This window comes from Turicimonas sp. TL08, from assembly GCF_054660695.1.
The window spans coordinates 128,198-140,314 of sequence record NZ_BAAGDP010000001.1; the positions used below are offsets into that span (position 1 = coordinate 128,198).

Consider the following 12,117-nt stretch of genomic DNA (forward strand, 5'->3'; position numbering starts at 1 on the left):
TATTTATGACGAAGAGACCTCTTAATCTTGTTTTGCTCGGTTTATTTGAACCCAGTCAGGAACTTAGAGATATGCATGTTTTTTTGAAAGCTGCAGAATCTTTGGATGGACAATTAGCAGAAAAGGCCCGACGTCTGGACGATTTGTACACTCAAGGGACCCAAGATGCAAAATCTTTTGAAGCAATGCTTTTGGACTACACACGGCTTTTTTTAAGTCCTGGTAGTCCTCCTGCTAAGAATTATCTTACTTGCTGGAAAGATAAGTTGGGCGACAAGATTCTGGACGAATATTTATCTTACCTAGGAAGCAGGGGTTTTGAAGTAGAAAGAGACATAAAAGAGCCACCGGAACATATTGTTCCGGTTCTCGAGATATACGAGCTTTTAGAACCAGAAGAAAAAGCCGAATTTTTTGAAAGATTTCTCAGTAAATTCATCCTAGAATGGTCTCTGCTGTTAGAAACAGAAGCCAAGCACGAATTTTATAAAGAATTAGGAAGATTCTTTGCTGAGTGGAGTAGGTGGGAGTCTAAAGAGAATGGCACAATTTCCTGAAGTTTACGAAGAGCAAGCGAAAATATTTAAAGCTCTCGGCCATCCTGCTCGCTTAATGATGGTAGAGGCGATGCTTGAAAATCCAAAAACAGTTACTGAGCTCACAAACATGGTTCAGTTGGAAATGCCTACTGTTTCTCGACATCTTGCAGTTTTGAAAGAAGCTCAAGTCGTTAAGGCACAAAAGAAAGCTAATTCTATCCTCTATTCGATTGAGTTGACTTGTCTGAAGGGCTTCCTTCAATGTTCGAGAAATACAGTAACAATGAGAAGAATCAAAAGAATGATGTAAAGGATTCCGAAACCTCAGCTTCTCTACATTCTTACACCTTCTAAGAAGCATGCAGGCTCTAGCTTGCAGAGGAGTCCTTATTATCTTTATTTAGGATCATGATGCCTTCTTTTCTGCTTGAATTTTTAAAACTTACTTTTGAGCTTATTGGATTGTTTTTTCTGATTTCGTTTTTAGTTGGGATCGGTCAATTTTTCATCAATCCAAAGAGCAAAATTTTTAAGTTTTCGAGAAGCAATAAATTTTTATCTGCGTGCTGCGGGGCTCTTCTCGGAGGCGTTACTCCGTTTTGCTCCTGCTCAACTATTCCGTTATTTGTGGGCTTTGTTAACTCAAAGGCTCCTTTCTCCACTTCGATTGCTTTTCTTTTAGCATCTCCGATTATGAACCCTGCCATCATCACTCTGATGGGAGTGTTTTTCGGGATTAAAACTGCAATTCTGTACGGTTTATGTACTTTTATCTTTGCAGTTTTGTGCGGACTGGTTTTGGAGAAATTTGGGTTTGAAAAAGAGATTTATGACATTAGTATCACCGGAGGAAAGAAAGAGCTACAGATGTGGTCGGAATTAGCCGGTACGTTTGGAATGAAACTAAAAACCGTTATTCAAACGTCAATCCTCAATTCTCTTTTGCTCCTTAGAAAAGTATTCCCTTACCTTCTTGTCGGTACTGCGATCGGAGCTCTTATTCATGGGCTCCTACCGGTTTCCGTTGTTCAAAAAGTTGGAGGGATCCCAGCGTGGTTTAGTGTTCCAGCTGCAGCGCTCATTGGAATTCCCCTCTACATAAGAACGGAAACTATTATTCCAATGGCCACGGTTCTTCAGAGTGTAGGGTTAGGGCCCGGTGTTTTAGTGTCGCTAATGATTGGGGGCGGAGGCGCAAGTCTTCCCGAAGTTTCTTTGCTCAGCTCTATTTTTACCAAGAAGATGCTGGCCGCCTTTCTTATCTCAGTTTTTGCCGTCGCTTGCGCAACGGGCTTTATTTTTAATTCATTATTAGGATAGTTCATCATGAAAGACTTAAAGAGCATATTCAAAAAAATCCTTATTACCCCTGAAAAGGAATGTTGCTGCAAGGTAAAAATTACTAGAGAGCAGAATGACAAAAAAGAAAGTTCCAGCAGATCTTCGGACATCCAGAAAACTAAAACGGAATAAAACGTCATCTAATCTGGGGCTTTTTTCAAAGATCGGCGGCTCAATTGGGGTGAATAAGTATTTTTATGCTCATTGAATGAAAGGATTTTGATTCATATCTCCTAAGACGGTTTCATATAGCATCTTTCGTAGACTTCAATTAGGTCATTCGGAGTTCGCAGATTTTTGAGTTCATCTTCTAAGAAAAATTCTTCCCTGATTGCTCCAGTTGTTTGATTCTGCATAAACCTTTGAGCATTAGGCGTAAGAGTATGGATAGGACATTGATTGATCACAAAGTTCCATTGCTCAAGGAGAGGTAAATTGTCTTTTTCAAGAAAAACGAGCGGATCTTGAAACTCCTTTTCGGATTTCGATGACATTACAGCGGTAGGAATTCCCAAAGATGCAGCTTCAAGCGGAACTTGGCCAATTCCAGCGATGAACAGATATTGTCCAGCTGAATGTCTGAGGTAAGAATTAGAGGACACCGGTCCGATGAATTCAGCATCGTTTAGTTCAAGAGAAGAAAGAAAACGACGTTGCCACGGCAGCCGTGGCCAATCGGAAGCAATATGAAAATCTAGTTCATGTTTTCGGCAGAAGTTGACAAACTTAGAGAAGTGCATCTTTTTGTCTTTGGAGAGGCGAGAAATTAATAGTGCTTTCTTTTGATTTTTGTAGCTCCAGAACGAATTTGACTTAGAGGCGTCGATCCAGTTTCGAATGACTTTAGTTTTGGGCACAAAGGCCAATTGAGAGGAAACAATGTAATGACAATATTCAAATTGTTGTTTCAGTTCCTGCGTCAATGCAAATAGGTTATGGATTTGAGCTCCTAATATTATTTTATCTTTCCACTCAAACAACGGAAGGTCGTAAAGTACCCGAGGATTTTTGACATGGAATTCAATGCCGTGGATGAGTCCTTCGTCAATCCATTTACCAATGACTGTACCGATGTGCGGATCTCGATAATTCAAAATTAAATTGGGGAATTTTTGAGAAGCGGCATGAGCATTATGTTGGCACAGGAGGATGGGAACAAAATTAAGTTCAGATAAAAGTTCTGCAGTTCTTACGATCCTGGTTTCGGCACCTCCGACTAAAGCGAGATGGTCGGTCATTAAGAGAATGACTTTTCGTTTGAAGCAACTCTTATCTTCATTTGTCTCCGGCGTAAGAGATTCCGAAGGCATAGATGCTTTAGTTTTCGATTGTTGTCGGAGTGTCTCTCTGTTTTGACGAGAAAAGACTGAGTTAATCATTGAAGCTTGCGAGAAAGCCAAAGGAAGCGGACGCACAAAAATCTTTCTTCCAAAGAGATAAAACTCTTCCCGATTGAAAGTTCTCACCAGAGAGAAAAGCTCAATTGTTGCAATCTGAGTCGTCAAAACTTTTCCAAAAAAGCCATACCGTGTAACTTTGAAAATGGGCATCAATATCTTATTCTTTACTCACTCAAAAGTTGGTTTCAAAAGTGATGATTTTTATTAGGATTGAATGAGTTTAGAGGAAGGCCCTCTTTTGATGTTGCGGTTTTGACGTAAACACTTAAGCCGTTAACTTTCCAAAGGGTTTTTAAGCTCTAAAGTTTGCAAGGGTGGGAGAGCCGGAGGAACAAATCAAACATTGGGTTGGCATCGCCAGTCTCGTAGAACCTTCCCAGAGCTGCATGAAAAATCCGAGTATTGCGCGGATGTATTGAAATTGGAAAGAATCCGCTTTTCATCAATAAGCCATTCATCAGTAAAGATGCGGCTCGTTTGTTTGCATCGTAGAACGGCTGATTTCTAGCCACAAACAGAAAAGTTGCAATTGCTTTTTCTGCCGGATTGGAAATGCACTCTTCCAAGTAGCGGAAACCATTGTTGATGATCTGAAGGAGATTAGCAGTGGGGGGACAAAATTTGATATTTCTGAGAGTGACGGGAGCGTTTCTGAGGCGTCCCCATTCAAGAGCTTCGTGGTTGCCGACTTTGCTATGAAGATTACAAGCAATAGGCACAGAAAGGTCAAATTTTTGTTCTTTTACAAGGTTCAATAAGAACTCAGCGCCGTATGCAAAATTCTTAACCTGCATGGCATCAAAAGGATTTAAGTCATCGCTGGCCCTCCCTTCCAAAACAGTAGTTGCTTGACTAAGCGAAGCAGGATTGTTTTCGAGCAGACTCAGCCAATTCCAGGTTAGATGATTCAGATTTGCCCGGAAAGAGTTGCAGATTTCATTCGTTTTTGCGGAACATAGGAGGTTCATTTCGAAAGCTCCTGTATTCCAAAAAATACCGTTTAAATGTTCTTTCATCGATGAGATTTGTGAAGCATCTAAGTGTTGAGTTGGTCTAGAAAGAAATCATATCTTGGAATTTGTAGAAAAGAAGGAATCGAGATTTTTTAGAAGAATTACTTGGTTCATGCTTCAAAAGAAAAGGAACCGGTGAGAGACCCATTTCAGATATTTCTTGATTTTTTCAGCTCATACTTATGTCCCGAAAGAGAGAATATGGATCTTAGGCAGAACTGGATTTATCCAAAGAAGTAGTAGTTGAGTTGAGTAGGTTAACTGAGCGTGCTTTGAACTCCTCTGAATCAAGATATAACCCGAGCCGGCGTGATTGTAAGGCGGATTTGTTCAATTTTTTGAGTTACTCCATGAAGAGGGAAGGCTTGAGAAAAGCCGACACTTTATAATGATGAGAAAAGGAAGGACTCTATGAATACGGAACTATTGCGACAGTTGCCCTTGGGTACATCATCATTCCAGAAGTTAAGACAACTTGGCCAAATATATGTTGACAAGACAGATAAGGTCTACACCCTGGCCTGTCAGAATGGGAAGTATTTTTTAGCTCGTCCGAGAAGATTTGGGAAATCGTTGTTAATTTCCACGTTTGAATCTTTATTCAAATATGGAATGAGAGACTTTCATGGTCTCAAGATTGAAAAACTTTGGAAAGAAGAAGAAAAACTCCTAGTGATAAGACTAGATTTCTCTGAAGCAAAAAGTTTCCGTAATTTGAAAGAGTTTGAACTCCAATTTCACGATTTAATTGTTGAAGCTTTTGCGCCTTACGGATTTCGTTTTGAACTTCACGGTACCTCGCTCATAAGTCAATTGTCTACTTGGTTTAAGAAGCAAGCTTTGAGTTCTGTAGTGTTGTTGATAGATGAGTATGATGCGCCGCTTACCTCATGCTTAGATAGAAAAGATCTTTTTGAAGATGTTCGAACAGAACTTTCTCGTTTTTATGCAACTTTAAAATCAAACGATGCTGCCTTACGTTTTTTGTTCATCACCGGAATAACAAAATTTAATAAGACCAGTATTTTTTCGGAATTAAATAATTTATCGGATATTTCACTGTCGGCAGAATATGGCTCGCTTTTAGGATACACACATACTGAGGTGCAGGAGTACTTTTCTGAGTACTTGATTTCTGCTTCGGAAACACTAGGCACTACAAAGGAAGAACTTTTGCTAGAACTGACGGAACACTATGACGGTTTTTGTTTTGAAGAGACAGCAAAACAAAAGGTATTTGCTCCTTGGTCTTTGTTGCGTTTTTTCTCATCACCTGAAAGAGGCTTGAAGGATTATTGGTTTGAAAGCGGCGGAAAACCGAGCGTATTAATCCAGTATCTTCAGTCTCATTCATTAAAAAATCCGGAAGAATACGATAAGGAACAAAGTTTGCCGTTAAATGTCCTTAGCAGTTCATCCGATGTTGAAAATTTGTCAGATGTCGGATTGTTGACACAAGCAGGTTATCTGACGATTAAATCTGTAGAGTATGGCGACACTGTATTTCTAGGATATCCCAATAAAGAAGTTAAAAGAGCCATAGCCCAGCTATATTTGGAGCAACTTTTAAATGGAAGAGTTCCGGGCCAGGTCGGAGCGGGTCCGATTGTGAAAGTTTTATCCAAAGACAAGCCGGAGGCGGTATTTCATATATTGAATCGATTGTTTGCAGCCATTGATTATGCCCGTTATCCCGTCAGAGATGAGTCTTCGCTGAGAGCATTTGTTCAGGTCTACTTCTCTGGAGCCGGTCTGAATTCACGTGTTGAGCATCACAATGCGCATGGTCGTGCGGATCTTGAAGTCGAAATTGGAGAGAGGACTTGGATATTCGAATTTAAAGTTTCAAGAGAAGGTGAAAGCGCGGAATCTAAACTGCAAGAAGCGTTAACTCAAATACAGGCAAGGAGGTATGGGGCTGACAGTGCGAGTAAAGTTCTTTACCGGATGGCTCTTGTATTCGGGTTAAAAGAGAGGGCTTTCATAAAGTGGGGCTGCTGTTAAGTTAGAACAATGATACGAAGAAGTGGATAATCATATCTTGGTTCTGCCGGAGGAGGTTCCCATCCTCATTGAGCTCGGAGAGGCCGACAAAGGAAAACAAGACCATCGTCCCGCATTTTTGTAGCTAGGTTTGCTTTTGATTCCTAAGAAGTGCGATGCTAAAGGAAAAATCTTTTTTGGGAGCTCAGATTAATCATTACGATTCTGATTTAAATTATGAAGAGCTCAGTGTTATTGAGTCAAGGAGATATTTTTTCGAAAATTTCGGTGCTTTTCATGCAGTTTGATCTGTTTCGAAGAATTCCTCAGCTAACTACAAATAAAATTTAAAAATTTCATGGGGTTAGCTGAGGGGTTTCAATTGCACAAACTTACATCCTTCAACTGAAACTGGGTATAAGTAGTCGAAGCATTAGACAATTCAAGTTTCAATTGCACAAACTTACATCCTTCAACTGAAACTTTTAAGGCCTCTTGTAAATACTCTTGTTTAACTTCGTTTCAATTGCACAAACTTACATCCTTCAACTGAAACGAAATGTAAGTGGCTGCTACACTGGCCATTTCAGTTTCAATTGTACAAACTTACACCCTTCAATTGAAACAAGTCGCCAATGAGGTTAAAAAGTCTTTTGAGGCTTAGTTCATCGGACTTTTATAGCCAAGACCACCAGCTAAGCTCACTGCTAGGACTGTGCTTAATCCTTTCTGGTCTAGATGGTACCTTTCAACTGCGTTGATCACTCCTTGCTCTTGTTCTTTCGCATTATCTTCTAAGTTAGTTTTAGTGTTGTCGATGGTTTGCGCCTGATTTCTAACGGAATCAACAAAAGCTTTATTGCGCTCAGGTTCGGTATTTTGTTTTCGACTTTCTTCATGAATTTGATTTCTGAATTGGTGATTTTGCTTTAGGACTTCTTGTTCGTTTTTTTGGAAGTTTTGTTCGATCATTGCCTTTCCGATGGCTTTATTAAGCTTCCGCGGTGCGTCAATCTGACCAGCGCCAAAGGTTTCTTTGCCCGTTGCAGCTATTTTGGCTTGGGCCGCACGATCAAAACCAACTTGTTCTCGGACTTCTGTTCGGTGAAAGATCTCTTCTAAAGAAGACTCTGCGCTTCTGCCGTTGTGTAGAAGCCGGTTCATCACTAAGACATCATTATTGACTGAAGTTGAATCAGAACCCGTTTCAGCTGAAGCTCTTGCTTCCGATGTTCCTTCCGCAGTATTGAATTGTTTGCTTCTTTGAAGAGCCGCGTGATGAGCTTTATTTAAAGAGGCTAGGAAGTTCTCAGCAGCGTTCTTAATGTGCGAATCAGAAGTAGAAGCAACGATTTGTTGGGCAGCAGATCTGACCTGAGAATATGCCTGATTTCTTTGTTCAGCTGTTGCGCTAGATTTAGCCCCGGTGGCTGTATCAATAATATTTTGAGCCGTAGTAGTTTTCAGCCCGGCTTCTAGTCCCGCTATTTCGCCTACAGCAGAACCTGCGGACTGGATTGTGTTCAATATGGAGTTTTGCCTTGCAGCAGAGGGGCCGCTGGCAGCCGCATTTAGAAGTGATGCGTTTGGATTCAAGGGCAATTGTTGTCCACCCGGATTATTTGCAGACGCCTCCGCTTCTCCGGAGGCAGCACCGACTTTAACTCCGGCTCCCGTGCTAAAGCTGAGATTTTGATTTGTTGCCAGGCCGGAAGAAGCTGTAGAAGACCGAGTGTAGGAATTAGAGCTGTTATAAGAGCTTTGGTCTGACAGGTTCTGGGAACTCGAGTGGGACTGATCCAGCTGATGAGAAAGAGCTTTCGCAAAACTAACAGAGCCGGAATCCGAGGAAGTAGCTGATTTGGACAGAGATAAGTTTGTCATATCCGAAGTCGTCAACGAAGTTGAAGACATTGAAGATGCCGTAACTGACCTTGACTGCTGAATTGTAGAGGAAGAAGAAATTCCAAGATCAATTCCGGAACGCACCATCCCAGTGACGTGATTGTCACCGTCTCGCGTTACCGTACCGTACGCTGTCGAAATTTTGCTCGTATAAGGGTCTGCAAATGATGAAGAAGTATCGTTTTTATTGGCGTTAACGGAGTTTGAAGAAACATTTCCTGTTGACAAGTTTCCGGAGGAAAAGTTTCCGGAAGAGAGCTGCCCTGAAAGACCTTGAGAGGCTGATTGAGCCGGTCCCATTAAACCTCCTACCAAAGCAGCGGCGGCATAGTCGCTTCCCTTAGCAATAGCAAGAGCCAACATAGGAATAGCAAGCATTAAATATCCAGCCATTGCCTGCGAGCTTGCTCCCGTCTGCCGGATTAAATCAACCGCCATTAAAGAATTTCCGCCATACTCGGCAATAATTCTGTTCATCGGATTCGAATCAACCGAGATAAGAAGATAGTTAGCAACGGCATAAAACGGTGCCCAAAGCTGAACCCAAATCAACAGCACAAAAAAGGAACGAAAGATGAGGCCCGCATTACTTCCGGCGGCAATGATGAGAATAAAAACCAATGGAAAGGCAGCAATGATGACAAATTCAATGCAGTTTCTGATTTTAGGCAAAGAGACCTTCGCGATTTCGCTCATGGTGCGATAACTGATTTCGCTTGCTAAATTACCTTGAGCTTTCGCAAGATTTACTGCCAGACTCAAAGGAGAACCTGAAAGTTGAGCAATGGAAGAAACACCTTCCGGAATAGCCTGAAGCATAATGGAATGCTTCAGAGATGAATCGAGAGAACGGGAGAGGCCGAGCAAAAGACTTTCTGCATGAGGCAGACTTGTCATAATGGCTTGAGCCGGATCGGCTCTGTCCGGAGTTAAAAGTGCTCCTAGTTTTTTCTTGATTTCGTCTAGTTCGGAGCCGTTTAAAAAGGTCTCCAGCTCAACAGCTGCTTCATCACAGCGTTTTACTTCCCCGTTTTCGTTTAGAGTGCTTCTGGCCGGATTTAGCCAACCGTTAGCCGTGACGGTTGCCCAAAGATCCGAGCTTTGAGCGAGCTCGTTAACTTTTTCAGGATTATCGGTGAGTTCAGGGGTTAAACAGTCGGCCACAAAGCGGTTGACTTTACGTCGTCCAAGAGGAGTCACCGTACCGATTCCTTGCAAAACAGAAACTGCTCTTTGAGGATAGACCATGCCGAATTTAGAAAACTTTTCTGCATCAGGAAGAGCAAAAGCACTTTCAAAGCCTGTGGTTAGAAAATGCCCGATTCTTGAAGTGACAGACGCAAAAAAGCCGATGCCGAAAGGCACATTTTGGACGACATGTACCGTCCCGGCTCTTTCATCGTGAATGGAAAGGTCAGTTTTTGGGATTAATAAGAGAGAATAAAAGAGGACGACCGCAAATAAGAAAGTTTTTGCAGCCATTCCTTGCCATCTAAAAAGTGCTGTAGTGAGCGTCACGAGAAAGCCGGCAAGAACCGCACTTTTAATTAGGCCTTGATAAGAAGGGCCGGAAGTAATTGCAACAACAGCTTCGAAAAGATCTCTTAATTGAGCGCCGTTCCAATAGGCAAAGTAGTCTAAAACCATCAGTTCTTATCTCCGAAGGATAAATTCGCAGCTAAATCAGCAGCCAATGCTCCTTTGACGCTCTTTTCCAAATGTTCGATTTGCGTCACGAAGCTGTGGGCCCGGCTCATCTGCTGAAAAACGGCATCGCTTCTTCGGGAAAGATCTGCGCGGACCTCAGAAATACGGACTTCAATTTGTTTGAGGTGCTCTTCGGCGATTCGGCCGGTTTGTGAGGCTGAAGAGGAAGCGGCCGCCGCTTTAATATCTAAGGCCAAAGCATCCATGGCTCGAATAATTGCTTCATAAGCCGCCGCTTCCACATAGACGGCAAGCAAATCTTGAGAAAACCCAAGAAAACGCTTTGATGCCGTGGTGTTGATCAATCGAATCAGCGGGATGGTGGTGGAAGTGGCCAATAACATCAGGTCATCTTCCGAGACCAAGTCAGGATTTCTTTCGAGGATGGAGAGACGGTAGTTGGAAGCGGCCTGCATAAACATAAAGGGAAGGTTGATATCTTCTAAAGCAGTTTTAGTGACGGTAAGGCAAAGTTCTTCGTCTCCTTTCTGGCAACGTAGACGAAAAGCTTCGGTCTCTAAGCTCGGCGCATCGGTTCTGCCGAACATAAAGCCGACCAGGTCTTGTCCCGCAATCGGAATAGCCCGAGTGACCGTATTCTCGCCGGTTCCTTCATTAATGTAGATGACGGTGCCTACTAAGGTCATCATCAGCTCTCTAAGTTCTTGGTTGTATTTTGTAGAAAATGAGCCGCCTGAGAGTAAAGCCCAAGTGAGGTTCAGTTCAGGAGCATCAATGACGGAACCGCCGGAATCCTTTTGTGCCGGGGCGTTGCTGACAACTGCGGAGCCGTCGGTTCTGGTTTTAGCGTTAGCTTCGGACTCATCGGAGACGATACCTGTAGAACGGAGATAGCTTCTGGCTTCGAAGGCTGATTTTTCTAGAAACTGCTGAGCCCCTGTCATTTTGAGAAGGTTTTGGCTTGCAGTGCACGAGTCGGAAAACATATTGGTGTACTGGCGAATCAAATCTCGGAAACTGGTGACTTGTTCATTTAGATCAGGAGCCAAGGACTGAAGTGCTAATTGAAAAGCCAGACCCGGAAGTGCGGTGCCGATGTTTCTTAAGAACGCTACGAATTCTTCTCGGCTCGGTATGCCGAAAGCTCCTAAGAAAATATCGATGCCTCCGCATCCGGCAGACAAAGAAGGAGGAGTGAAATAAAACGCATTGAAATCTTTTCTGGGAGCTCTGTAGACAAAACCGCCTCCGGTGATGGTATTCATTGAGTTGGACTGATAGATGCCTGCAGATGTAATGTTGCCCTGATAAGAACCGGCCGAGGCGTAGAAGTCTTTCATAAAGCTGGCTTGGGCCGGTAAAGCAATACAGGCGCACACGGCTAAAGAAGTTAGGGTTTTTGTAAATTTCATCGTTGTTATTCTTGATTTAACGGGTTAGAGGCGGATGGATAGGTTGTGTCTTTGAGAGATTCGCCTCCGAATAAAGAAGCTCCCGGCTCTTTAGTACCGAGCAATGCAATGCGGGAGAGAATATCTTCGAGCGCAACAACGCCGGAAGAGACAAGATAGCTCTTGGTTTGTTCGCGGTTGACCATAAAGAGTGCCGGGACTTGTTGGATGCCTTGTCCTTTAGTCAATAAAGCACCAATGCCGTTATCGGGCAAAGATTCCGGAAAATGCTCATTAACCGAGCCGTCCAATGAGACGGCAATCACTTCAAAACCGTAGTCCGTTGAAAGTTTTTTAATTAACGGGCTTTGAAGGTGACAGAAACGGCAGTTGTCTTTAAAGAAATAGACTAAACCCCATTCGTTTGAAAGGGATCCGAGATCCAGAGCCTTTTGTTTGTTGCGTTCATTTTTTAAGTCCACCTGGGCAAAGTTTGCGGCAGGATTTCGGGCGGAGAAATCGTATTCCGGATTCTGCCAAGCGACTCTTCTCCATTGGTCGGCGAAGAGGGCAGATTTTTCTTGAACGAAGTGATTAGCCTCTAAATAGAGTTTCATGTTTTCTTCGGTTGGATTCATGACGGCGGTATTGAGGCGCCTTTCTCTTTCTTCTCTTAAGCCTTCAATTGTCGGAATGCTTTTAAGGTCTAAGGGAGCCGGTTTTACTTCTTTAGGTTTAGGCGAGGGATAGTAAAGAAATCCGCGTTCGTCGGATTTCCAGACATCTTCAGTCCAGAAGTTGTTTTCTTGGGCTGCGGACAACGAAGCCATAAAGCCCAAGAGGACGGTGAGTATTAGTTTAAGAGACATATTTCAGA

9 protein-coding genes are annotated in these 12,117 nt (G+C 42.7%); 4 read left to right on the forward strand and 5 right to left on the reverse strand.

What is annotated here, in order from left to right:
• Nucleotides 1–32 precede the first annotated feature (32 nt).
• The 3 genes from ACYQ4O_RS00625 (at nucleotide 33) to ACYQ4O_RS00635 (ending at nucleotide 1,859) form a co-directional block, all read left to right on the forward strand.
• Nucleotides 33–557 (forward strand): molecular chaperone TorD family protein, encoded by a 525-nt coding sequence (locus ACYQ4O_RS00625; protein ID WP_460174432.1) that lies wholly within the window; start codon nucleotides 33–35, stop codon nucleotides 555–557.
• The gene (locus ACYQ4O_RS00630; RefSeq protein WP_308514427.1) at nucleotides 541–849 is read left to right on the forward strand and encodes an ArsR/SmtB family transcription factor; all 309 of its coding nucleotides are present in this window, start codon (nucleotides 541–543) and stop codon (nucleotides 847–849) included. Before ACYQ4O_RS00625 ends, ACYQ4O_RS00630 begins: the two co-directional genes overlap by 17 nt.
• 98 nt (nucleotides 850–947) lie before the next feature.
• A complete protein-coding gene (locus tag ACYQ4O_RS00635) occupies nucleotides 948–1,859 on the forward strand; it encodes a permease (RefSeq protein ID WP_308514425.1) in 912 nt (303 codons plus the stop codon).
• Nucleotides 1,860–2,113: 254 nt separating this feature from the next.
• Here ACYQ4O_RS00635 and ACYQ4O_RS00640 read toward each other — a convergent pair whose 3' ends face one another.
• Together ACYQ4O_RS00640 and ACYQ4O_RS00645 are read right to left on the reverse strand one after the other, a co-directional pair.
• Entirely contained in the window at nucleotides 2,114–3,385 is a 1,272-nt protein-coding gene (locus tag ACYQ4O_RS00640; RefSeq protein WP_308514424.1) for a glycosyltransferase family protein, read from the reverse strand.
• 194 nt (nucleotides 3,386–3,579) lie between these two features.
• On the reverse strand, nucleotides 3,580–4,248 hold the full coding sequence (locus tag ACYQ4O_RS00645) for a Fic family protein (protein ID WP_308514422.1): 669 nt from the start codon (nucleotides 4,246–4,248) through the stop codon (nucleotides 3,580–3,582).
• Nucleotides 4,249–4,704: 456 nt separating this feature from the next.
• Between ACYQ4O_RS00645 and ACYQ4O_RS00650 the strand changes: the two genes are divergently transcribed.
• The gene (locus ACYQ4O_RS00650; protein ID WP_460174433.1) at nucleotides 4,705–6,297 is read left to right on the forward strand and encodes an AAA family ATPase; all 1,593 of its coding nucleotides are present in this window, start codon (nucleotides 4,705–4,707) and stop codon (nucleotides 6,295–6,297) included.
• 639 nt (nucleotides 6,298–6,936) lie between these two features.
• Here ACYQ4O_RS00650 and ACYQ4O_RS00655 read toward each other — a convergent pair.
• Genes ACYQ4O_RS00655 through ACYQ4O_RS00665 form a run of 3 tightly spaced genes read right to left on the reverse strand, consistent with a single transcriptional unit; the run spans nucleotide 6,937 to nucleotide 12,109 of the window.
• Nucleotides 6,937–9,828, reverse strand: a complete 2,892-nt coding sequence (locus tag ACYQ4O_RS00655) for a conjugal transfer protein TraG N-terminal domain-containing protein (protein WP_308514418.1) — start codon at nucleotides 9,826–9,828, stop codon at nucleotides 6,937–6,939.
• Nucleotides 9,828–11,261, reverse strand: a complete 1,434-nt coding sequence (locus ACYQ4O_RS00660; protein ID WP_460174434.1) for a conjugal transfer protein TraH — start codon at nucleotides 11,259–11,261, stop codon at nucleotides 9,828–9,830. The genes ACYQ4O_RS00655 and ACYQ4O_RS00660 overlap by 1 nt, the downstream gene beginning before the upstream one ends.
• 5 nt (nucleotides 11,262–11,266) lie before the next feature.
• Nucleotides 11,267–12,109 (reverse strand): conjugal transfer protein TraF, encoded by an 843-nt coding sequence (locus ACYQ4O_RS00665; protein WP_460174435.1) that lies wholly within the window; start codon nucleotides 12,107–12,109, stop codon nucleotides 11,267–11,269.
• Nucleotides 12,110–12,117: the final 8 nt, after the last annotated feature.

What these genes read in the sequence shown, in the direction of transcription:
- ACYQ4O_RS00660 (WP_460174434.1), bottom strand. Translation starts at nt 11,261, where the DNA reads ATGAAATTTACAAAAACCCTAACTTCTTTAGCCGTGTGCGCCTGTATT.
- ACYQ4O_RS00630 (WP_308514427.1), top strand. Translation starts at nt 541, where the DNA reads ATGGCACAATTTCCTGAAGTTTACGAAGAGCAAGCGAAAATATTTAAA.
- ACYQ4O_RS00635 (WP_308514425.1), top strand. Translation starts at nt 948, where the DNA reads ATGATGCCTTCTTTTCTGCTTGAATTTTTAAAACTTACTTTTGAGCTT.
- ACYQ4O_RS00655 (WP_308514418.1), bottom strand. Translation starts at nt 9,828, where the DNA reads ATGGTTTTAGACTACTTTGCCTATTGGAACGGCGCTCAATTAAGAGAT.
- ACYQ4O_RS00665 (WP_460174435.1), bottom strand. Translation starts at nt 12,109, where the DNA reads ATGTCTCTTAAACTAATACTCACCGTCCTCTTGGGCTTTATGGCTTCG.
- ACYQ4O_RS00650 (WP_460174433.1), top strand. Translation starts at nt 4,705, where the DNA reads ATGAATACGGAACTATTGCGACAGTTGCCCTTGGGTACATCATCATTC.
- ACYQ4O_RS00645 (WP_308514422.1), bottom strand. Translation starts at nt 4,248, where the DNA reads ATGAACCTCCTATGTTCCGCAAAAACGAATGAAATCTGCAACTCTTTC.